The sequence below is a fragment of the Tractidigestivibacter sp. genome (assembly GCF_057241865.1).
Genome location: NZ_DBHHPX010000022.1, coordinates 18,020 through 40,929, shown reverse-complemented (window position 1 = coordinate 40,929; position 22,910 = coordinate 18,020). Strand labels below are relative to the sequence as shown.

18 protein-coding genes and 1 pseudogene are annotated in these 22,910 nt (G+C 62.1%); 14 read left to right on the top strand and 5 right to left on the bottom strand.

The features are described from left to right. Positions 1 to 141: 141 nt before the first annotated feature. Positions 142 to 906, bottom strand: a complete 765-nt coding sequence (gpmA, locus tag ACO59D_RS08300; protein WP_485126578.1) for a 2,3-diphosphoglycerate-dependent phosphoglycerate mutase — start codon at positions 904 to 906, stop codon at positions 142 to 144. A 114-nt stretch (positions 907 to 1,020) separates the two neighbouring features. Here gpmA and ACO59D_RS08295 point away from each other — a divergent pair, with 114 nt between their 5' ends. Continuing rightward, entirely contained in the window at positions 1,021 to 1,236 is a 216-nt protein-coding gene (locus ACO59D_RS08295) for a FeoB-associated Cys-rich membrane protein (RefSeq protein ID WP_130810526.1), read from the top strand. 154 nt (positions 1,237 to 1,390) lie between these two features. Further along, a complete protein-coding gene (locus tag ACO59D_RS08290) occupies positions 1,391 to 2,731 on the top strand; it encodes a glutamine synthetase family protein (RefSeq protein WP_130810524.1) in 1,341 nt (446 codons plus the stop codon). 222 nt (positions 2,732 to 2,953) lie between these two features. Here ACO59D_RS08290 and ACO59D_RS08285 read toward each other — a convergent pair whose 3' ends face one another. The 3 genes and pseudogenes from ACO59D_RS08285 to ACO59D_RS08275 all read right to left on the bottom strand — a co-directional run. Beyond that, on the bottom strand, positions 2,954 to 4,942 hold the full coding sequence (locus ACO59D_RS08285; RefSeq protein ID WP_485126586.1) for a glycoside hydrolase family 3 N-terminal domain-containing protein: 1,989 nt from the start codon (positions 4,940 to 4,942) through the stop codon (positions 2,954 to 2,956). A 21-nt stretch (positions 4,943 to 4,963) separates the two neighbouring features. Beyond that, the gene (locus ACO59D_RS08280) at positions 4,964 to 5,380 is read right to left on the bottom strand and encodes a hypothetical protein (protein ID WP_485126587.1); all 417 of its coding nucleotides are present in this window, start codon (positions 5,378 to 5,380) and stop codon (positions 4,964 to 4,966) included. Positions 5,381 to 5,765: 385 nt separating this feature from the next. After that, positions 5,766 to 5,888 (bottom strand): annotated as a pseudogene (locus ACO59D_RS08275) (IS1/IS1595 family N-terminal zinc-binding domain-containing protein); the annotation flags it as partial. A 364-nt stretch (positions 5,889 to 6,252) separates the two neighbouring features. Between ACO59D_RS08275 and ACO59D_RS08270 the strand changes: the two are divergent. The 12 genes from ACO59D_RS08270 (at position 6,253) to ACO59D_RS08215 (ending at position 21,114) form a co-directional block, all read left to right on the top strand. After that, complete coding sequence (locus tag ACO59D_RS08270; RefSeq protein ID WP_485126577.1) at positions 6,253 to 7,107, top strand: ABC transporter substrate-binding protein; 855 nt, start codon at positions 6,253 to 6,255, stop codon at positions 7,105 to 7,107. A gap of 106 nt (positions 7,108 to 7,213) precedes the next feature. Then, positions 7,214 to 8,065: an ABC transporter substrate-binding protein gene (locus ACO59D_RS08265; protein ID WP_485126576.1), complete on the top strand. Its 852-nt coding sequence runs from the start codon at positions 7,214 to 7,216 to the stop codon at positions 8,063 to 8,065. Positions 8,066 to 8,147: 82 nt separating this feature from the next. After that, on the top strand, positions 8,148 to 9,653 hold the full coding sequence (locus ACO59D_RS08260) for an amino acid ABC transporter permease (RefSeq protein ID WP_485126585.1): 1,506 nt from the start codon (positions 8,148 to 8,150) through the stop codon (positions 9,651 to 9,653). Continuing rightward, a complete protein-coding gene (locus tag ACO59D_RS08255; RefSeq protein WP_485126575.1) occupies positions 9,643 to 10,509 on the top strand; it encodes an amino acid ABC transporter ATP-binding protein in 867 nt (288 codons plus the stop codon). The genes ACO59D_RS08260 and ACO59D_RS08255 overlap by 11 nt, the downstream gene beginning before the upstream one ends. 183 nt (positions 10,510 to 10,692) lie before the next feature. Then, entirely contained in the window at positions 10,693 to 11,367 is a 675-nt protein-coding gene (locus ACO59D_RS08250) for a winged helix-turn-helix transcriptional regulator (protein ID WP_130810516.1), read from the top strand. Positions 11,368 to 11,607: 240 nt separating this feature from the next. Then, positions 11,608 to 13,155: a S1C family serine protease gene (locus ACO59D_RS08245; protein ID WP_485126574.1), complete on the top strand. Its 1,548-nt coding sequence runs from the start codon at positions 11,608 to 11,610 to the stop codon at positions 13,153 to 13,155. Between the two features lie 135 nt (positions 13,156 to 13,290). Continuing rightward, on the top strand, positions 13,291 to 14,559 hold the full coding sequence (locus ACO59D_RS08240; RefSeq protein ID WP_485126573.1) for a DUF2130 domain-containing protein: 1,269 nt from the start codon (positions 13,291 to 13,293) through the stop codon (positions 14,557 to 14,559). Positions 14,560 to 15,095: 536 nt separating this feature from the next. Next, entirely contained in the window at positions 15,096 to 15,434 is a 339-nt protein-coding gene (locus ACO59D_RS08235; protein ID WP_485126572.1) for a metal-sensing transcriptional repressor, read from the top strand. 76 nt (positions 15,435 to 15,510) lie between these two features. After that, entirely contained in the window at positions 15,511 to 18,141 is a 2,631-nt protein-coding gene (locus ACO59D_RS08230) for a heavy metal translocating P-type ATPase (RefSeq protein ID WP_485126571.1), read from the top strand. Positions 18,142 to 18,326: 185 nt separating this feature from the next. Then, positions 18,327 to 19,247, top strand: a complete 921-nt coding sequence (locus ACO59D_RS08225; RefSeq protein WP_485126570.1) for an ROK family protein — start codon at positions 18,327 to 18,329, stop codon at positions 19,245 to 19,247. A 260-nt stretch (positions 19,248 to 19,507) separates the two neighbouring features. After that, positions 19,508 to 19,819 carry a helix-turn-helix domain-containing protein gene (locus ACO59D_RS08220; RefSeq protein WP_485126569.1) on the top strand — a complete coding sequence of 104 codons (312 nt, stop codon included), beginning with the start codon at positions 19,508 to 19,510 and terminating at the stop codon, positions 19,817 to 19,819. Further along, positions 19,816 to 21,114: a type II toxin-antitoxin system HipA family toxin gene (locus ACO59D_RS08215; protein ID WP_485126568.1), complete on the top strand. Its 1,299-nt coding sequence runs from the start codon at positions 19,816 to 19,818 to the stop codon at positions 21,112 to 21,114. The genes ACO59D_RS08220 and ACO59D_RS08215 overlap by 4 nt, the downstream gene beginning before the upstream one ends. A 240-nt stretch (positions 21,115 to 21,354) precedes the next feature. Here the strand turns inward: ACO59D_RS08215 and ACO59D_RS08210 are convergent, their stop codons facing one another. Next, positions 21,355 to 22,545: an ATP-binding protein gene (locus tag ACO59D_RS08210; protein WP_485126567.1), complete on the bottom strand. Its 1,191-nt coding sequence runs from the start codon at positions 22,543 to 22,545 to the stop codon at positions 21,355 to 21,357. Between the last annotated feature and the right edge of the window lie 365 nt (positions 22,546 to 22,910).

Here is a 22,910-nt window from a genome sequence, read left to right as displayed (position 1 = left end):
GCAGAGGCCTCCCATTTCTTATGTCCGAGAAACGGGAGGCAGCTCAGGGTTGCAGAGCGCGTCATGCCTGCTCGCACAAAAAAGTCCCCCAGCGATGCGAGCCGCCGGGGGACAACTGCGCTGCTGTAGCGACAGCGAAGCCTACTTCTTGGCCTTGCCCTGGTTGGCGACGGCGTTGATCTTGGCCTCGATGGTGGCGGGGTCGCCGATGTAGTGCTTGTCGAGGATGTTCCAGTCCTTGTCGAAGGTATAGGAGCAGGGGACACCGGTGGGGATGTTGACCTTGAGGATCTCCTCGGGGGTGAGGTGCTCGAGCTGCATCACAAGGGCGCGCAGGGAGTTGCCATGCGCGGCAATGAGGGCACGTTTGCCACCCTCGAGCTGCGGCTTGATCTCCTGCTCGAAGTACGGCCATGCGCGGGCGATGGTGTCCTTCAGGCACTCGGTGTAGGGGAGGTCCTCCTGCGGCACGTCGCGGAACATGGCCTGGACGTGGGGGTCGCGCTCGTCGCCGGGCGTGAGCGCGGGCGGCTGGACGTCAAAGGAACGACGCCAGACGAGAACCTGCTCCTCGCCGTGCTCGGCAGCGGCGTCGGCCTTGTTGAGGCCCTGGAGGGCACCATAGTGACGCTCGTTGAGGCGCCAGGTCTTGTGGACGGGCAGCCATGCGCGGTCCATCTCGTCGAGGACGATGTTCAGCGTGTGGATGGCACGCTTGAGGAGGGACGTGTAGCAAACGTCGAAGTCGAAGCCCTGCTCCTTCAACGCCTTGCCACCGGCAGCAGCCTCGGTGCGACCGGTGTCGGTAAGGTCGACGTCGGTCCAACCGGTGAAGAGGTTGAGTTTGTTCCACTCGGACTCGCCGTGACGAATAATGACAAGGTGCATGTTCTGATCGTCGGCCATGGGGTTTCCCTTCTCCTGGGCTTTGCGTGCGCTTTCGCACATCCATACATAGTATGACGCAAATGGGTATAGTTGACATATGTTAACTTAAAACTGCTGTGGTGGGAGGTCGCCATGAGCCCCATCGATGTCATCATCGTTCTTGCCGTCGTAGCCGTGACGGTTCTGTGTGTGCGCGCCGTTGTAAGCGGGAAGGCGGATGGCTGCTCTACCTGTGGAGAGACGGGTTGCTCTGCTCGCAATGGGGGAGGCCGCTGCAAGGCCGCCGACGACATGCTTCGTCGTGCGAACGAGGCCTTCGGTAGCGGGCAGTCGTCCGCCAAGCCCTAGACGCACTCCCTTAAGGGTCGACGGTTGTCCCAACGCGCCCCCCACGTCATAATTCGATGCGGCTGGCCGGAGGTAACAGGCATGAAACACGCTTGTGGGAACGTTATCCCGACTAAGCGAACGTAGCAACGCCCGAACAATCGGGAGGAGACCCATGAGCACCGACAAGGACATCGATTTCGTTCTGCGTACCGTCGAGGAGCGTGACATCCGCTTTGTTCGCCTGTGGTTCACAGACGTGCTGGGCACGCTGAAGTCGTTCGCAATCTCGCCCGAGGAGCTTGAGGAGGCCTTCGAGGAGGGCATCGGCTTTGACGGCTCGTCGATTGACGGCTTTGCTCGTCTCGAGGAGTCGGACATGCTGGCATTCCCCGATGCGGAAACCTTTCAGCTTTTGCCTTGGCGTCCCACCGAGAGTGGCGTCGCGCGCGTGTTCTGCAACATCTGCACGCCCTCCCGCGAGCCTTTCGCTGGCGACTCGCGCGGTTGCCTCGAGCGCGTCTTCGAGCGTGCGGACCACGAGGGCTACGTCTTTAACGTAGGCCCCAAGATCGAGTACTTCTACTTCGACAACGATGTGGAGCCTGTGCCGCTGGACAAGGCCGGATACTTCGACCTCACGCCGACCGACGTTGCCAATGACCTGCGTCGCCAGACAACGCTCACGCTTGAGAAGATGTCTGTCCCCGTGCAGTACTCCTTCCACGGCGGCGGCCTATCTCAGAATGTCATCGAGCTGCGCTTCACCGAGGCCGTGAGTTGCGCCGACAACATAATGTCCTCTCGCTTGGCCATCAAACAGGAGGCGGCTGCCGAGGGCCTCTTTGCGTCGTTTATGCCGAAGCCCCTCTCCGATGCGCCGGGCTCGGCTCTGTTCCTCTACATGTCGCTCTTCGACCACGACGGAGAGAACCTCTTCTGGGCGCCCAAGACCGAGCATCCCGCGCACCTCTCCGAGCTTGCGCAGCACTTCGTGGCTGGTCTTCTCCATTATGCGCCCGAGTTCACACTGGTTACCAACCCCACGGTGAACTCCTACAAGCGCTTCATCACCTCCGGCGAGGTTCCCAACTACGCCACGTGGGGCCGCAAGAACCGCTCCGCGCTGGTGCGCGTGCCTACGCACAAGCCCGGCAAGCACGTTGCCACCCGCGTTGAGCTGCGCAGTCCCGACAACACGGCCAATCCCTACCTTGCGCTTGCCGTCACGCTGGCAGCGGGCCTCAAGGGCATTGAGGATGAGCTTCCGCTTCCGGAGGAGGCGACGGTCGATACCTTCTCGCGGAGTCAGCACGAACTTGCAGCCAAAGGCATCGAGCGCCTGCCGCGCACTCTGGGCGAGGCGGTCGAGCGTTTCGAGGAGTCCGACCTTATGCGTGAGACGCTGGGCGAGCATATCTTCAGCTACCTGGTAGAGAGCAAGCGCCGCGAATGGGGTGAGTTCTGCACCACCGTCACCGACTGGGAGCGCGTGCACTACTACGGTGGGGTGTAGTCGAGAGAGCGTTTCTTGTGGGACTGAAGGCGCCCGCCGGAGACTCGGCGGGCGCCTTTCTCATTGAGGGGCTTGGGCGGGCGCCGCGGCGATTGCGATTGTGCGGACCATGCGGAGAGTGGCCTCGACCTTCTGCAAGAAGGAGCTGGTCCCGGTGGTGCCGAGACCAGTTCCTTGTCGTTTATAGAGGCGGCATTCCTTCACTCCTGCTGGGCTGCCACCTCACCGAGCGTGAATCAGGCGGCCTTGCGCTCGCCGTACCTGCGCCAGGCGACATACCCCAGAGCCGCAAGGCCTGCGGCGGCCGCAATGTCGATACCGACCATGACCTTGAGCCAGTCGGCGACTTCGCCTGAGGGGGTCCGTCTCGTAGCGCCAGCTGTTCACCGCCGTGAACAGGATGTTGTGCGCTGTACGGCGCATCTGGATCACGGAGGTGGCGCTGAAGTCGGTCACGTAGTTCGTGGTCTCCGTCGTTGCCAGCATGATGTCGGTGCCGCCGCGGATGACCTGGTCCGCATTCTGATAGCTATAGTTCGTGCCGGAGAAGTAGTCGGTCTCCACCATGCCCTGGAAGCCCCATTCATCGCGCAGGACACTCTGATTGAGGTTCAAGCTGGCACTCGAATAGGTATTGCCGATGTAGTTGAACGAGCCCATGATGGCCTCGCCTGTCGGGCCGTCCTTCACGACCGTCTCGAAGGGCTTGAGGTAGAGCTCCCCGATGGACTGTTCGTTCGCCCATGTGCAGAGCTGGCCGTTGCGCTGGGTCTCCTGCTCGTTCGGCGCGAAGTGCTTCGTGAAGGCATAGACGCCCCTCTCCTTTGCCCCCTGGGCCTGCTGGGAGGCAAGTGTGCCGGTAAGGACGGGATCCTCGGAGAAGTACTCGAAGTTCCTGCCGCCGAATGTGGAGCGGTGCAGGTTGATCGAGGGCGCATGCCAGTCGGTCACGTGCATGTCGTGGGCCCTGTCGCCGATCGTCTCGCCATACTTGAGAGCCAGCTCTTTGTTCCAGGTGCAGGCGGGGGCGACGTTCGAGGGAAGGCCAATGGAGCTCACACCGGAGAAGTTGTCCTTGAGGGCTGCCGGGCCATCGACATCGGACAGGCGTATCTTTCCAATCGATCCAACCGCTGCGTTTTGATAGCCGCCATTGGCGATAAGGGTGTTTATCTCGTCGACGGTGAGCTCGTCGAGAAGCTCGTCCCACTTCGGATCGTCGTAGTTGAGACCGCGAAGGTCATAGAGGCGAAGGCCGTTGTTCGCGCCCGTCGTGGGCATGACATCAGAAGGATCGTCGAACTGCTTTGGGTCATAGTTACCGTTGTTGTAGTACGTGGCCTTGTACTCGTCGGACATGCTGCAGTTCGTTGGAGCCGCGAGAGCTGTTGCGGCATTCGCGAAGCCGTCTGCACTCGAGAGATATTCGAGCCCGCCGTTGACATCGTCGAATTCGTTCGTTGCTGCGACCAAGTCGCCGTTGTGCGCGTTGGCGTCCGTGTTGTACACGATGGTCTCGGGTACGTCGACTGTCTGCTTGGAGATGACGGTGTGGGAATCGGAGTTGATGGAGATGGTGTAGCTGCCCGCCTCGAGTACATAGGCCTTGGCATTCTTGTCATCGTACGATGCGAGGTCATCGTCATCGAAGCTGATGGGTATCGTCTGGCTCTCGCCCGGTGTGAGGAGCTTCGTCTTCTCGTAGGCAATGAGGTTGGCGCTTGCCTTCTCGATGCCACCGTTCGTGTAGGGCGGGTTGCCGTAGACCTCCACGACATCCTTGCCCGCAGCAGAGCCGGTATTGGTGACTGTCACGGTGAAGCTTACGGTGCCATCCGTATACTGGGTGGGGCTCATCTCCTGCGTGAAGGTCGTATAGGAGAGGCCATAGCCGAAGGGGTATTGCATGCTTGCGTCGTAGTCGACAAGGCCCTCGTCTGCGGCCGTCTCCCAGAAGCGGTAGCCGACATAGATGCTCTCGGTGTAGTTCACGGAGCGCGGAGAGTGGACACCGCGGGCGGAGTCGATCTGGAATTCCTGCACATTGTCATATGGGAAATCGCCGAAGTTGTTCCAGGACGGAGCCGTCGTGAGGTCGTAGACGAACGTGTCGGACGTCTTGCCGGAAGGGTTCACCTTGCCGGAGAGCACGTTGCCGAGAGACTCGAAGCCTGCCTGCCCGGGATGGGGTGCCCACACAACGCCCTTGATCTGGGAATACTCGTCTCGCTGTTAGACCATGATTGGCCTGGCGCCCCTGTCCTCCCAGTAGTCCCAGAAGGGCTGTCCCATCTCGACGAGTTCGCGCCTGGTATGGACGTACCTGCCTCCTGCGAGCTGCCCGGAGAGCATGTCCCCCTTCCTGGCATCCGAATGCCTCGCCTGCTCGAGCCACAGGAAGCAGGCGAGATGGTGCCCCGGCCGCTTCGCCGACATCCCATGGAAGGGGAGCAGGGACTCCCTGGGCCTCTGGCGCATCGCGTTGGCGAGGCCGAGCTCGCCGTGCGTGGCTTCCTTCGCAACGGTCGCCACGTGCCCGGAGACCCCGAGCGCAGGGAGCACGCGCGCGTACCCCGCATGGTCGTCCGTGGCGACCCATGAGCTGCGGGCGACGCCGGAGAAGGCGCCCCCTGCCGCAGGGCACGGCACATTCGTCTCCGAGGCCGTTCGCGGCGCGCTCGACGCAGGCCTTCTCGCCCGATACGCCGCGGGAACGCACGGCGTGGCCGTGCGCGTGCGCCCCCCTCGGCATCTTCAGATCGGGCCTCCCCCTGTTGCCCGCAAGCGACTCGTCGAGGTGGGTGCCGTCTGCCTGGCACGATGCGGCGGGGCCATCCCCGAAGGGCTGGAGCGCCGACCCCATCGCCCCGGAGGGCCCCATGCGCATGAACCAGGACGTCCTGAGGCAGACGTGGCAGGCGCCTGCGAGCTCCCTGGGGGACACCCCCGCGAGCGCGCCCTCCGCATACGCGGCCCACGTGGCCGCGGAGAGCCTCGACATGGCCAGCACCGATCCCGTCCTCGCCGAGAAGGTCCTGCCGCACGAGCGGCACTTCCATCTCTGGAGCCCGTGGGAGTCGCGCCCCTTGCGGAAGGAGTCCGAAGACCCGCATCCCGGGCACCTCTCCGGAGACCCTGCGAGCGCGGACCCCGCCATCTCCCCGGCCATGAGGGCCTTCAGCCTCTCCAGGAGCTCGCGCTCCTCCGTTATCCCCAGCTTCTGCGGGCGCTGCAGCATCATGGAATCCATCCGGGCCTCCGTCCTGCGATGTCTTTGTTTGGCGGCATGCATCGCAGGTGGGGGCCCGGACAACATTGGGCCCTTCTCAGGTCAATCGTGGTCTAACAGCGAGATGGATATGCATAAATATCTGCAAAAACAAGCGGATGCTCTTTGTCAATCTTGTTAAGAAAGCACCGAGACCAACCGTTCGCGGAGCCGTTGGGTCAAACTACTTCACCAACGGAGGGGTGGTATCAAGGCCGTAATGTTCCCCTCACGTCAGAGAGAAGAGCACCTCATGAAGCAGCTCGCATCACTACTCACGCGCCGCGATTTTCTCGCGTGCGCCATCGCTGCCATGGGCACGACGGCACTTGCTGGATGTGGCTCTGCCTCGTCTTCGACGGGCTCGTCCGCCAGCACCGCAACAACTTCAGCATCGCAGGACACCTACACGCTGGTGAAGGACGGACAGCTCACTATCGCGTCCGACCTCGCCAACCCGCCGCTTGACTACACCGACACCTCGGCCAACGAGCCCGCAGGCTTTGAGGTCGAGCTCATGCAGGCCATTGGCGAGAAGCTCGGCCTTACGAGCGTGTACCTCTCACCCGTGAAGTTTGACACCATCATCCCCACCATCAAGCAGGGCGGTACGGCCGACGTGGGCGTTTCCAATTTCACGATCACCGACGAGCGCAAGGAAGAGATTGACTTCACCGACCCCTACCTCGACTCCAATCAGGGCCTCGTGACCACGAAGGCCGCCACCAAGACCACGCAGGACGATCTTGACTCCACAGACGCCAAGGTGGCCGTGCAAGCCGGTACCACCGGCGAGTCCTGGGTCCAGGAGAACCTCCCCAACGCCGCCTGCGTCTCGCTCGACGACCCCGTCGTGGCGCTCACGGGCGTCCAGTCCGGTCTCTACGACGCGGCCGTGGCCGACCTCCCCGTGGTGAAGTACCTCGTGAACAACTCCTTCACGGACTGCCAGGTCTCCATCGAGATTCCTACGGGCGAGCAGTACGGCATTGTTGTTTCCAAGGACAACCCCGCGCTCACGAGCGCAATCAACGACGCCTTGGCACAGCTCGACCAGGATGGCACGCTGAAGGACCTCAAGACCAAATGGTTTGGCACAGACCTGTAACGGTCCATGAACGGTCCGTGACCACGTCTTGTAACGTCGCACAGCAACAATGGGAGCACATGCACTGCCCGTCACGGGACGGGAGGGACTGGGAGAAGGGAACACCATGAAGAATTCCATGAGCAGGCGTCAGTTCATCCTCGCCGCGGGTGCCCTTGCGGGCAGCGCGGCGCTCGCAGGCTGCGGCGAAAGCTCCACCAGCTCCTCCAGCAGCCAGGGCACAAGCTCGAGCGCCTCGTCCTCCTCGAGCGATGACTCCTATGCGCTTGTGAAGGACGGCACCCTGACCGTCGTGGCCGAGCTGGGTTTTGCACCGTTCGAGTACATGGACGACAAGACCGGCGACCCCGAGGGCTTCGACGTCGACGTCATCAACGCCGTTGCTGAGAGGATGGGCCTCGCGTGCGAGTACCTGCCCAACCAGAAGTTCGACACCCTCGTGCCTCTCATCAAGCAGGGCGGCAAGGCCGACGTTGCGGTGGCCGCCATCACGATCACCGACGAGCGCCTGCAGTCCGTCGACTTCTCCGAGCCCTACCTCGACTCCAACCAGGCCATCGTTGCCCCGAAGGGCTCCACCGAGACCGAAGAGACCCTGAACGATGCCTCCAAGCAGGTCGTGTGCCAGGGCGGTACCACCGGTAACGACTGGATCCAAGAGAACCTCCCCAACGCCACACGCGTCCCCGTCGACGATGTCACGGCCGCTCTCACCGGTGTCCAAACCGGCCTCTACAGTGCGATGGTCGTTGACCTGCCTGTTGCTAAGTACATGCTCACCAACTCCTTCTCCGACCTCGATATCATCGAGGAGATTGCCACGGGCGAGCAGTATGGCATCGCGGTATCGAAGGACAACCCCAACCTTAGGAAGGCCATCAACAAGGCACTCGAGGAAATGAAGGGCGATGGCACGATGGACTCCATCGAGACCAAGTGGTTTGGCTCGACCATCTAGCAGGTATCATCGAGGCACGAAATCAATGGCGGGGCCACATGGCCCCGCTTTCCACTCAGGAGCAAAGATTACCTTGGCACACATGCATGAGAACGTATTGACGGGAGGGGAGGACCTACGCTCCTCGGAGGCCTGCTACGGCTGCGTTACCAGGCGCGTGCCCGCACTCGCCCTTGCGCTTGCAGCTGCGTTCGCCCTCGTCTTCACGCTTGCAGCACTGCCGACGAGCGCGCTGGCCATGACCACCAACAAGGCCACGGCTCGCCCCAACGAGGATGGCGGCACGGGCGTCATTGGTGCGATGGACACCCGTCTTACCTGGGAGGGGACCGTCGGCGATGGCGAGGAGGTCTCCTCAATCACGCTGAGCCTTCCCGACGGCGCGACCTTCGACCATGCCTCCACCCGCGTCACGGTGCTCGACGGCCTCAACCGCACGAGCATCGATGGCGCCGCGACCTCGTCAGGCAACTCGATGAGCGTGCAGTTCTCGGAGAGCATCCCCGCTGGCTCGCTTGTGCGCCTTGAGATCACGGACATGCAGTTCCCCGCCGACGGCGGTGACTATGTTGTCTCGGGTAGCTATACCACCGCAGACGGCCAGTCGCGCACGCTTGATGATTCCGCTGCCATTACGGTGATTGCAAACACGCCGCTCCAGGCGGCTGTAAGCTGGCTTGACGCCCAGCCTTGGGTTGCTGCCTGGAACTCCAACCCGTTCCTCGGCATGTTCTTCAAGCCCCAGCTGCTCCTGACCTCGTTTGCGTCGCTCTTCCCAGGCTGGCTCGTCTGCCTGGGCATCGTGCTTGCGTGCTATCCCTTCGCCATTGTGCTCGGCCTGGCCTTCGCCATGCTCAAGACGAGCCGTTACAAGGCGCTGCGCGCCATCGCTATCTGCTACATCAACATTCTTCGTGGCACCCCGCTCTTCCTGCAGATTTACATCATGTTCTTCGGCCTGCCCATGGTGGGCATCAACATCGACAACAACGTCCTCGGCATCGTCGTGATGGCTGTGAACTCGTCTGCCTACCTGGCCGAGATCTTCCGTGCGGGCATCCAGTCCATCCCCCAGGGCCAGTACGAAGCTGCGGCCTCCCTGGGCATGAACGGCTTCCAGACCATGACCTCGGTCATCTTGCCGCAGACCGTGCGCCGTGTGATCCCCACGGTGACCAGCGACTTCATCACGTCCTACAAGGACACTTCGCTTCTCTCCTCGGTGGGCGTCATGGAACTCATGATGTTCTCGAAGAATCTCACCACCACCACCGGCAACATCACCCCTTACATGGCCGCAGCCATCTACTACCTCATCGTGACGCTGCCGCTCATCAAGGTCGTAGGCATCATCGAGAACAACATCGCCCGCTCCGAGCGCGGCGGTGGCCCAAGGCCCAAGCATCACACCGTGACCAGCGCATCCCGGGAGTCTTCCGCGGCCGAGCAGGACCCCGCGTCTTCCGCTGAGGCCTCCCACGCCGCGCCGCTCAAGGCGGCCCCTGCGGCCGACGTCCTCGCGGCCCTCTCGGCGCCGTTTGTCTCACATCCCACCGTCGACCTCGGAGGTGTCGCAGATGGCGAGTAAGCACCATCACAAGCGCGAGGACATGCCCGTCGTTCCTGATGCCCTTTCCGCAGAGGAGGCGGCGCGTCTCGCCCTTGCCGCCGACCAGGGTCTGACCAAGCACCGCTTCACCGAGGGCGAGCACCCCATCGTGCGCATCGAGCACCTCAACAAGTCCTTCGACGAGACCAAGGTCCTGCGTGACGTTAACTTGGACGTGTGGCCGGGAGAGGTCGTCGTGGTCCTAGGGCCGTCCGGCTCCGGCAAGTCGACCATGCTTCGCTGCATCAACCTGCTCGAGACGCCTACCGCCGGCCACATCCTGATTGAGGACCAAGAGATTACAGGGCAGAGCAAGACCGATGCCAACAAGCTGCGTCGTGAGGTTGGCATGGTGTTCCAGTCGTTTAACCTCTTCCCGCACCTCACAGCCAAGCAGAACGTGATGATTGGCCAGACCAAGGTCTTGAAGCGCTCGAAGGAAGAGGCCGAGGCCGAGGCCATGAAGCAGCTCACGGCCGTTGGCCTTGCCGACCGTGCGGACTTCAAGCCGCCCCAGCTCTCCGGTGGCCAGCAGCAGCGCGTGGCCATCGCCCGCGCCGTTGCCATGCACCCCAACGTGCTGCTCTTCGACGAGCCCACGAGCGCCCTCGATCCCGAGCTGGTCCGCGGCGTCCTCGACGTCATCCGCGACTTGGCTGGGAACTCGGGTATGACCATGATCGTGGTCACCCACGAGATGGACTTCGCCCGTGAGGTCGCCGACCGCGTGGTCTTCATGGAGGATGGTGTGGTAGTCGAGCAGGGTGTGCCCGAGAAGGTCTTCGACCACCCCGAGAACGCGCGTACGGCCGAGTTCCTGGGGTCCATCGGCTAGTCCGCAGCTTGCGGCAACGAGGCGCCATGCCGGCGGCTGCCGGGCATGGCGTTTCGTCTACCTGCACGTTGTTTTGGATTTTCTCGGGCTAGCGCAGCCATGAGTACGTCTGTGCTACTCTGGTTGATGGATTTTATGCGAGACAAGCTGCAATAGCTATGGCACAACCGGCAGGGGGCTAGCGTGCATCACAAGAACATCCTGCTCATATCTGGTACCACACGTCTGCACGATCGCATGCGCGAACTCTCTCATGCAATCGACGTTTCCATCGCCCTTGCGAACGAGGAGACCTTCTCGCAGGCCGTCTCTTCCGGGCATGAGTTTGATCTTGTCATCCTGGATGCTGATGGCATGTCCCAAGATACGCTGGGCGCCGTGGATTCATTTGTTGCCGACAACGGCTTCATCCCAATGCTTCTGGTGCAAGATCCTGACAAGCTTGCCACCATGCGCATGCCCACACAGGGCAAGAACGATTTCATCCTCTCCACGGCTGGCGTCGATGAGCTTGAGGTGCGCTGCTCGCTTCTGCTGTGGCCAGGTGAGGAGAGTGCGCCGGCAGACATCGTGACCGTCGACAACATGACCATTAATCTGGCCACGTATCAGGTCTACATTGACGAGAAGCCCGTTGACCTCACGCTCATGGAGTACTCGCTCCTCTCGTTTTTGGCCACGCACCCGTCGCGTGCGTACTCGCGCGAGACGCTGCTTCACCGCGTGTGGGGCTTTGAGTACTGTGGCGGCACCCGCACGGTCGACGTTCACATCCGTCGCGTGCGCTCCAAGGTTGGTCCGCAGGTCGCTGCCCACATCGTAACCATCCGTGGCGTAGGCTATCTTTTCCGTGTGTAGGCGTTGCCCGCGTGAACCGTATCACTGACTGGTCGCCGGGGCTGCCAAAGGGCAGCTCCTTTTATGCACTGGGGCGAGAAGGACGTGGATTGTGCCCTGGGTTTCAGGAACACAAAAGCCTTGTCACGCGGACGTGGGGATGCGGTGCCGGATGTGGTCCCTCTCGCGTATCGGGGTACATTCACAGACGTACATAGGACGGCCCGCCAGGCCGCCACAGACGAAGGGTGGGACGTTTCCATGGCAGACTTTTCCGCGGGCGAACCCGACGAGGGCATGACGGGCGTGGGCTCGGACCCTCAGCAGAATCAGGGCTCCCAGCCCACACAGGCACGGCCGACGCAGGCCCATGACTACGCGAATTACGGCGGCGGGGGTGCGGCCTATCCTCCAAGCGCTGCCGATGGAAGTGGCGGTAAGCCGGGCAACGACAAGAAGGGCGGCCTGGGCAAGCCCATCGTCGCCGGTGCCCTCTCTGGCGTCGTGGCAGCGCTTGCACTCGTGCTGGCGCTGACCCTTGCCGGCACCTTTGACAAGTCCCCCTCGACCGGCACCAGCCCCTCCTTGGGCAGCTCTACCTCGAGCAGCAGCACCATCAGCATCACGTCGAGCGACACCTCGGCATCGACAGCCGAGGCCGTGGCCGCCAAGGCCATGCCCTCCGTGGCCTCGGTGAACGTCACCTATGACGACGGCTCAGGCCTTGGCTCTGGCGTCATTCTCGACGCCGACGGCAACATCATCACGAACTACCACGTAATCGATGGTGCCACCTCAATCAGCGTGACGATAGGCGGCAAGAGCTACGAGGCCAGCGTTGTTGGCTCCGATTCCTCTTCCGACCTTGCCGTCATCAAGGCAGACCTTAACGGCGACTCCGTGACGCCCATCGAGATAGGCGATTCCTCCAAGCTTAACGTGGGCTCTTGGGTCATGACCATCGGCAGCCCCTTTGGCCTCGACCAGTCCGTCTCCGAGGGCATCGTCTCCGCCCTGTATCGCAACGAGCTCCTGCAGTCCAGCTCGGGCGATACCATCTACACCAACCTCATCCAGGTTGATGCAGCCATCAACCCCGGCAACTCCGGCGGCGCGCTCGTGAACGACCAGGGCCAGCTTGTGGGCATCAGCACGCTTTACTCGTCCAGTACCGAGTCCTTCGCGGGCATTGGCTTTGCCATCCCGGGCAACTACGCCGTCGAGATCGCTAACGAGATCATCAACGGCGGGAAGGTCACGCACGCCTACGTTGGCCTCTCGATGCAGACCGTGAACGCCCAGAACGCACGCTCTAACGGCCTGTCCGTGAACCAGGGTGCCTACGTGGCCGAGGTTGTCTCAGGCGGTCCCGCCGACCAGGCTGGCATCGAACGGGGCGACATCATCGTTGCCATGGACGGCGAAGAGATCACCTCCGCAGACGGCATGGTCCTCGCGGTTCGCTCGCATGACATTGGCGATACCGTCACCGTGACGGTTGTGCGTGGCACCGAGACCAAGGACGTCACCGTGACGCTGGGCTCCGACGAGGTGCTGCAGGCAGAGCGCGAACAGCAGGATTCCACCTCGACGAATGGCACCACCGACAACAGCCATGGTCTTAACGGCAACGGTATCGGCACCAACGGCACCACGACGCAGGACGAGCTCGAGCAGTGGATCGAGGAGCGCCTGCAGCAGCGCCAGGACTCCACCGGCTCCTATGCCACCGGCGCCGGGGCCAACTATATGGCGGACGGCGCAGATGGTGACGCAACGGTCGTCTCAGCTGGCGGCTGGGTAGCATAGCCTGCCAGGAACGATCCAAGGCATTTGGCAAGCGCGGCGGGGCCCTGTGGCTCCCGCCGCGTCTTTCCGTTGCACCTATTTGTGTCGCGCGAGGCGTGTAACCTTTACTCAGGAGTATCGCCAAGAGGAGGTCCCATGGCTGAGGTAAAGTGCCCTAACTGCGGAAAGGTCTTCCAGGTAGACGAGGCGGGCTACGCGCAGATCCTGCAACAGGTCCGCGATGCCGAGTTCAAGCGTCAGCTTGACGAGCAGCGCACCCTTCTGGAGCAGCGCGAGGCTGCTTCGGTGGAGGCGGTGCGCGCCAAGGCCGAGGGGGACCTGCGTGCCCAGCTTGCCGAGAGGGACGCCTCGATAGCTCGCCTCACCGAGCAGCTTCGCTCTCAGGAGGCGCAGGCCAAGGGTGCGCAGGAGCTTGCTGTGACCCGTGCCACCGCCGAACGTGACAAGCACCTGGTGGAGCTGCAGTCCCGGGTTCAGGAGGTCTCGGCCAAGAAGGATCAAGAGATCGCCGTTCTCAACCAGCGACTGGTCGAGCAGGAGAAGTACAAGGACCAGGAGATCCGCGACCGCGAAGACGAGATCGAGCGCATCAAGAACCAGCGCTCGCGCCTTTCGGTCAAGCTCATCGGCGAGACTCTCGAGCAGCACTGCGAGTCCGAGTTCAACAAGGTGCGCATGATGGCCTTCCCGCGCGCGGAGTTCCACAAGGACAACGATGTGGTCGATGGCAGCAAGGGCGACTACGTCTTTAGGGAGTGCGACGAGTCCGGTACCGAGATTGTCTCGATAATGTTTGATATGAAGAACGAGGACGACAGCTCCGTCAACCGCAAACGTAACGAGGACCACCTTGCCAAGCTCGACCGCGACCGCCGTAACAAGCACTGCGAGTATGCGGTTCTCGTCTCCACGCTCGAGCCCGAGAGCGAGCTGTACAATGCGGGCATCGTGGACGTCTCGTATCGCTATCCCAAGATGTACGTGGTACGGCCGCAGTTCTTCCTGCCCATCATTAGCCTGCTGAGAAACGCGGGCCTGAATGCCGTCTCCGCTCGGCGCGAGCTTGCCGAGGTGCGGCAGCAGAACCTCGACGTCACCAACTTCGAGGAGAAGCTCGAGAAGTTCAAGCAGGGCTTTGGGCATAACTACGAGCAGGCCTCCAAGCGCTTTGGCGAGGCAATCGAGCAGATTGACCGCTCCATTGCGTCACTCCAGAAGGTGAAGGAGAGTCTCACCAAGTCCGAGAACCAGCTTCGTCTGGCCAATAACAAAGCCGAGGACCTCACCATTAGGCGCTTGACTCGCGGGAACAAGACCATGAAGGCTGCCTTCGAGCAGGCCGCGCAGGTGCGTGCGGATGAGGGGGATTCCGACAACGCCGTCGAGCCGGATTCGGTGGAGTAGCGGGTGGGTGCCTGGGTGTCGTCGAGGGCAGCTATGCCGTGCCGTGCGTACGCACGAGTACGTCTTTCTGCCGAGAGGATGTTCCAGGATTCCTGATGAGGCAAGAAGAGGCTATTATGCGTACGCATACGTAAGACCTTCCGCCAAATAGGTGGCTCAAGAGGCCTTTTGTGGCAGAGAAGTTCGGTCGTGCGTACGCACAACCCCGAAGTGCTGCCATGGCCTTCTCGCCCAACTGGGGAAACCCGACTGGGACGCCAGAAACCCTTGGTGGTGCGTACGCACAATCCAGGCCTTTTGCCAGGGGGGAGCCCCCAAGACCCTACCTTGGCAACAAAAGCCCATCCTGCGTACGCCAAGCGCACCCTCCCGCCGCGCCCCTCTCAAACCCGTCACGGATCAGGCGGCTTGCTGCCAACCCCTCCACAATCCACCGCCGTCATGGTTGATTCATACCCATGAGGGGTATATTGTACGCAGTGATAGATGCCCATGAGGGGTATGTGCGACGGACTCTAGCAAGAGGGGAGTCTCAAATGGAACCATCAGATGCCCGGGTAGAGCTATCTGCCGCCCAGGACGCCAAAGAGTGCTGCCACAAGAAGCAGACGCCACGCTCCGAGGAGCTCAAACACGACGTCACCTGCCGCATCAACCGAGCCATCGGACAGCTCAACGGCATCAAGGCGATGGTGGAGGAGGACCGCTACTGCGGTGACGTCCTGACCCAGCTCGCCGCCGTCGAGTCGGCGGTGAGGGCCGTGAGTCGCGAGGTCATGCAGGACCACCTTGAGACCTGCGTGGTCGAGCACATTCAGGCAGGCGACACCGAGGTTGTCGACGAGGTCATGCGCCTCTTCAAGAAGTTCATGTGAGTCCTGTCCGCAGGCAGGGCCAGACCACAGCAACTCCCTGCTCCCAGGGACGCAACAGCGAAGGGAAGCAAGCACGATGAAGCAAACGTTCGACATTACGGGCATGACCTGCGCGGCCTGCTCGGCGAGGGTTGGCAAGGCCGCATCAGGCGTACCCGGCGTGAGCGACGCCAACGTCAACCTTCTCAAGAACTCGATGGAGCTCGACTACGACGGCGACCCAAAGACCGCAGCCGCGGTTGTCTCTGCAATCGAGGATGCGGGCTATGGCGCGTCTCCGCGCCAAGCAGTTGGCAACGCCTCCAGGAGCGCGTCTTTCGTCGACCCTCGGGAGGGCGCCCAGAAGGCCATCGACGCAAAGCAGAGGCAGCTCATCTGGTCCATCGTCTTTGGCGTGCCCCTCTTCTACCTGGCCATGGGTCCCATGCTCGGCTGGCCTGAGGTTCCCGGGCTCGACGGCATGCAGGGCATGATGGCATCCGCGGTGACGCAGCTGCTTCTCGCCACCTGCGTGCTCTTTGTCAACCGCGGCTACTTTGCCATGGGCTTCAAGACCCTGGCGCACCTCTCGCCCAACATGGATTCGCTCATCGCCATTGGCTCTGCCGCAAGCTATGCCTACAGCCTGGTTGGCGTCTACCAGATGGCGCTGGCGCTTGGCGCCATGGACCTCGAGACCGCGCACTACGCCATGATGCACTCGCTGTACTTTGACTCGGCCGGCACCATCCTCGTGCTCATCACGCTGGGCAAGTACTTCGAGGCCCGTGCCAAGGGCAAGACGACCTCGGCGATCAGTGCGCTCATGGACCTCGCGCCCAAGACGGCCCGCGTTCGCCGCGGCGACGAGGAGGTCGAGGTGCCCACCGACGAGGTGCGCGTAGGCGACATCGTGGTGGTGCGCGCCGGCGAGTCCGTACCGGTCGACGGCGTCATCCGTGAGGGCTCTGCCTCGATTGACGAGTCTGCCATCACCGGCGAGCCGGTACCTGCCGAGAAGGGCGTGGGAGACCGCGTGACCGGTGCCACCGTGAGCCAGCGCGGCTGGTTTGCCATGGAGGCTACGGCCGTGGGCGATGACACGGCGCTTGCGAGCATCATCCGCCTCGTGGACGAGGCCACGGGCTCCAAGGCGCCCATCGAGCGTCAGGCTGACAAGATCGCGGGTGTCTTTGTTCCCGTGGTCATGGCAATAGCAGCCGTCACCTTCCTGGGATGGATTGCCATCTTCGCCCCCGCGGACTTCGCGACGGCGTTCAACCATGCCGTCTCCGTCCTGGTCATCTCCTGCCCCTGCGCTCTGGGCCTTGCCACGCCCACGGCAATCATGGTGGGCACGGAGCGTGGTGCCAAGGTGGGCATCCTCATCAAGAGCGCCGAGGCACTGGAGGGCGCGTGCGACCTCGATACCGTGGTGCTCGACAAGACCGGTACCATCACCGAGGGCAAGCCTCGCGTGACCGACGTCCGCCTTGCTGCAGGGGTGGGCGAGGGGGAGCTGGCGCGCGTTGCCGCAGTGCTCGAGCGCAAGAGCGAGCATCCGCTGGCGCAGGCCGTCTGCGACTACGTGGACGAGTCGAACGCAGGTGCCGACAAGGGCGTGGACGCAACGGGCTTCCAGCAGGTCGCGGGTAGTGGCGTGCGCGCGACGGTCGACGGGTTCCCCGCAATCGCAGGCAACGCCCGCCTCATGGCCTCGGCTGGCGTGGACGTCTCGGCGCTCGCGCCGCAGGCGGACGAACTTGCGGCGCAGGCAAAGACGCCGCTCTACTTTGCTCGTGATGGTCGCGTGTTGGGCCTTCTCGGCGTTGCCGACGTCGTGAAGCCAACCTCGGCCTCTGCCGTGGCGCGCCTGCGCCACATGGGCGTGCGCACCGTTATGCTCACGGGCGACCAGGCAAAGACCGCCGAGGCCGTGGCGCGCCAGGTGGGTGTCGACGAGGTCGTGGCCGGTGTGCTGCCCAGCCAGAAGGAGCAGAAGGTTCGCGAGCTCCAGGGCGAGGGCCGCAAGGTGGCCATGGTGGGCGACGGCATCAACGATGCCCCCGCGCTTGCCAGGGCGGACGTGGGCATCGCCATTGGCGCTGGTACCGATGTGGCCATCAGCTCGGCAGACGTGGTGCTCATGCACTCCGACCCGGCTGACGTGGCAACCGCCATCGAGCTCTCCCATGCCACCATGCGAGACATTCGCCAGAACCTGTTTTGGGCGCTGTTCTACAACGCGATCTGCATCCCTGTGGCCATGGGCGTGCTCTCGCCTCTGGGCGTGACGCTCAACCCCATGGTGGGGGCGGCCGCAATGGGCTTCTCGTCCGTGTTTGTGGTCTCTAACGCGCTCAGGCTCTTTGCCTGGAAGCCCAGCCGGGCAAGCGAGGGGGATGTCGCGTCCGCCAACGACAAGGCAATTCCGGCTACCGTGGTGTACGATGCCGCGAATACGGCCGAGACCAGTAACGTAGCCGCCACAGATGCGGCTAACAGCGAGAGGAGCAATGCTATGGAGAAGAAGCTTAACGTTGAGGGCATGATGTGCGAGCACTGTGTCGCCCATGTGACCAAGGCTCTCGAGGGGGTTCCGGGCGTGAGCTCGGTCAAGGTCTCGCTCAAGGGCAAGGACGCTGTTGTCGAGGCAGACCCCACCGTGACGGACGACGCGCTTGTCGCAGCCGTGAAGGACGCTGGCTACGAGGCCTCCGTCGCCTAGGGCGAAGGTCTCGCCTGCGAGGGCCCTGGTTTTCTCGCCCGAGGCGTTCCTCGCCTAGAAGTACATGCCGTTCAAGGGTCTCGCTGGCATTGTGCCGCGAGGCCCTTATTCTTGTAGACTAGATATGTCTAATTTGGCTGGCGCTTGGTGCTGCGCCTTGCCACGGGACGAACGGGGGAGCACTTATGGCAAGAATCGGCGCGCTCGAGGCGGGTGGAACCAAGATGATCCTCTCTGTGGGGACGCCAGACGGCAAGGTGACCGAGCACGAGGAGATTCCCACCGGAGGTCCCCATGACTGCGTTGGTCGCATGGTCGAGTGGTTTGGCTCCCACAATGTTGATGCCCTTGGCATTGGCGCGTTTGGCCCCACCGGCGTGAACCCATCGCTTCCCAGCTACGGCAAGATCCTCGATACCCCCAAGACCGCATGGTGCCACTTCGACCTCCTGAGCGCCTTCGAGTCCCTGGGCATTCCCATTGGATATGACACGGACGTCAATGCTGCGTGCCTGGGCGAGGTCACGTATGGCTCGTGCAAGGGGCTCGACACGGTAGTCTACCTTACGATTGGCACCGGCATCGGTGCAGGCGTGATGGTGGGAGGCCGACTCTTGCACGGCATGCTCCACCCCGAGGCAGGCCACATCCTGCTTGAGGTCCAGCCTGGTGATGAGGGCAACTGCGTGTGCCCGTATCATGACCGCTGCCTTGAGGGCTTGGCCGCCGGCCCCTCCATCGAGCACCGCTGGGGCAAGAAAGGCTTCGAGCTGGCAGGTCGCCCGGAGGTATGGGAGCTTGAGAGCACCTACCTTGCCGAGGGCATCTCGACCTACGTGCTGTGCTACTCTCCGCAGCGCATCGTGCTTGGCGGTGGCGTCATGAAGCAGACACAGCTCTTCCCGCTGGTGCGCAAGAAGGTCCTCGAAAATCTGAACGGCTACCTCGTGACGCCGGAGCTTGCGGACATCGACTCTTACATCGTGGAGGCCGGCTGCAGGGGCGACCAGGGCGTCCTCGGCTGCATCGAGCTGGGACGCCGTGCGCTGGAGGCCGCCCGCGGGCAGGTTGCTGGCGCGCGTGGCGTAGGGTGTTCTCAGCCGTGACGCAGGAGCCCGGGCAGGCTGACACGGAAGAGGCCAGAAGCCCAAATCTTCTGATGCTCACCATACATTCATTCGCAGGCCAGAGGATGTTTCCTCTGGCCTGCTCCCTTTTGGCGACAGTTCACGTTTGTGAGACATGATCTCTGGAGGAATTCGCGGCTTCCGATGCGGAGATTGAAATCTCTATACGATAATATTCGCAAAATAATGCGATACGCGATATATTGCGAATAGCAAGATATTGCGAAGGGCGGAGAGCTATGAATGACAGGGTCACGAACAGCGCACTGGCGGGCAGCATTGTCAGAAGGGCCCGCGAGGACAAGGGCCTCTCGCGAGCGAAGCTTGCCACGGAGGCGGGCGTGAGCGCGCGAAGCCTGTACTCGTTTGAGATGGGGGAGTCCGAGAATCTGGGCTTGGGACACTTCCTTAGGATTCTCGACTGTCTCGGGCTCTCGATGTTCATAGGCGAGTCGGATGGCGCTGACGCGAACCATGGCTCGTATGCCGTGCCTGGTTGGAACGACCTCGGCAATCAGTGGCGACTCGATGAGAGGGGGGACACGAGATGAGGGCCAACAGGCAGGCGGTCTTCGTTGGTGGTAACAGGTGCGGGGTCCTGACCGAGGACTCACATGGCTCCATCTCGTTTGCTTACGACCGTGGCTACGACGGAGTCCCGCTGTCTCTGTCCATGCCCGTTGGCCTCGCGCGATATGGCAATCGGGTTGTCCGTCCTTTCCTGCAGGGACTTCTCCCCGACGAGGCCTCCACGCGCGCGTCCATCGGAGCGAGGTATGGTGTCTCGGGCGAGAACCCGTTCCGCCTTCTGGGTGTCGTGGGCATGGAGTGTCCTGGAGCTGTGCAGGTTCTGGAGGAGAATGCCGAACCGCCAGCCACGGATGACACGGACGGGTTGGTCGCGCTTACGGATGCCGAGATTGAAGCGAGGCTCCGAGAAGTGAAAGCTGACATGTCCTCCGTTTGGACAGACGTTGACAGTTCGCTGGGACACTGGTCGCTCGGAGGGTGCCAATCGAAGTTTGCCCTCAGGGAGAGGGAAGGAAAGTGGTATGCGTGCTCCGGATCTGCTGCCACTACTCACATCCTCAAGCCGGGAGTTGCAGGTTACGAGGGCCAGGCACTTGTCGAGTACCTATCGATGCGCGTGGCGCGAACAATCGGCTTGCCCGTCGCGGACGTGGAGTACCGTCGCTTCGGGAGCGAGCATGCGATAGTCATCGGACGATACGACAGGGTCACTATGCCTGACGGCACCGTGAGGCGAATCCACCAGGAGGACCTCTGCCAGGCGCTCGGCGTTCCACCTCAGACGAAGTATGCCGAGCAGGGCGGCCCAACGACGTCAGACATACTCCGCCTGATGCGAATGACCGGCTCGAACGCGCGCGAGAACGCGTACCGATTCATCTTGTATCTCTTCTTCAACTACCTGATTGGCGCTACCGACGCGCATGCAAAGAACCACTCGCTGCTCCACATCGCTCCCGGAGACATGAGGCTCGCGCCGCTCTACGACGTCGCGACCATTGCGGCCTACGAAAGCCTTGCCCCGCGCAAAAGGAAGCCACTGCGAGCAGCCCTCTCAATTGGAGGAGAGAATCGCTTCGGGATGGTCGGACGCGAGCAGGTTGAAAAGATGGTCCGCGACGGCAACCTCGACGAGCTTGGTATTGGTGCCGGCCTCCTCTGCGAGAGGTTCGAGCTTATGGCAGGCATGCTCCCGGGGGCAATCGCGCGAGAAGCAGATGCCGTGGAGAGCGTGGAGCCCGCCTTCCGGCCCCTAGGCCAGAAGATCGTGAACGAGGTCAGCGCCAACTGCCGAAGATCAATCGAGAGACTGTGAGCCGGCGCTTCCCTGACACGGAAGGGGCCAGAAGCCCAAATCTTCTAACGCCCACCACAAGCTCGCAGGCCAGAGGCCATGTCCTCTGGCCTGTTTTCTTTTGGACCGCATTTGGACCACGTTCCTGGCAATCAGTCTTCGGAAAAGTCCGTCCCCGATTGTCGCTGAACCACCCACTACGCAATAGTGAAAATATACGGTTTTGCGTAATGGCGGAAGGTTGCCACCATTGCCGTGCGCCTACCCAAGCAGCCATCGGGCGATGTCGACGATGCGTATCCCCTCGTAGCCGTACTCGGAGTGCCTCGTCCTCGCGATGATCATCTTGGGATAGGCGTCATGTATCTGCAGGAGCGGCTCGCATTCCCTCCTGAAGGTCCTCTCGTTCGAGAGGTCGTCGCTCACCTGGATGTAGACCTTCTCGCCCTGCCTCAGCGCAACGAAGTCGACCTCCTTCTTGTATAGGGCGCCCGTGTAGACCTCATAACCGCGACGCAAGAGCTCGATGGCCACGATATTCTCGTAGACGGGGCCCCAGTCCATGTTCTTGGTGCCACGCTTCGCGTACCTGAACGACTGGTCGACGAGGTAGTGCTTGTCGCCTGATGCGAGGTAGCGCTTCCCCCTGATGTCGTAGCGCCGCACGCGGTAGAAGGCGTAGGAGTTGCAGAGGTAGCCGAGGTAGGCGCCAATCGTCTTGTCGGAAACCTTCAGGCCGTTCGCCGCGAGTGCCTTGGCGATGTTTCGTATCGAGGTAACGTTCCCGACGTTGTCCATCATGAAGTCGCAGAGCCTCTCGAGCTGCTGCACGTTGCGGATGCGATACTTCTGTCGTATGTCACGTAGGACGAGCGTATCGAACACATCTGCCACGTATTTGTATCGGTCGGCTTCGGACGTGTAGGGGTACGAGCCGGCCATGCCCCCTTCGCGCACGTAGCGGTCGAAAGCTTCGTCAACATCCGTGAGCTCGTAGTATTCGCGAAATTCGGCGAGGGAGAAGGGAAACACCTCCAACTCGAAGGTGCGTCCCGTGAACAGCGTGGCTAGGTCGCTCGAGAGCAGGAAAGCGTTCGATCCCGTGACGCAGATGTCATAGCGCCCCGAGGCGTGGAGGCTGTTGATGCATTTCTCGAATCCCTCGCACATCTGCACCTCGTCGATGAAGACGATGTTCTCGGCGTCGGGACGGTATTGCGACTCGATGCATTCATTGAGCGCGTGATATTCGAGGAGCCCCTCGAACTCAATCAGGTTGAAGTTGACTTGGATGATGTTTGCACTTGGGATGGTCTCGCCGGCGCAATGAGCCAAGGCCTCCATGAGCTTCGACTTGCCGCTGCGACGCACGCCCGTGATTACCTTGATGTCTGGGGTGCCCACGACATTCCGGAGCCTGTCCAGGTATGCCGTGCGTTGTATTAGCTTCATAGATGCGCTCCTATTACGCAAAACAAAAATTAGTCAATATCGCGAAATAGTATACGCCCCGTAGTGCTATGCGACAGGTGCTGCTGTAGCTGGGCGGTGGGCGAGGCCTGACAATTCGGAACGATGGAGTGGGGGCTCGTGCGCGGTTCCCTCTGGCAGCGATGGTAGGCTTGAGATCGCACGACGAGCGAAAGGAATCTCTGACGCGGAAGATTGGAAGTTCAAATCTTCTAACCCCCACCACAAGCTCGCAGGCCAGAGGCTATGTCCTCTGGCTCTCTTTCTATTGGTGCATGCGAAGGCGTACGCGGAGCGTGTAACTCATTTCCGAGCCTGTAGACAAGCAAACGGTACACATTCGTTGC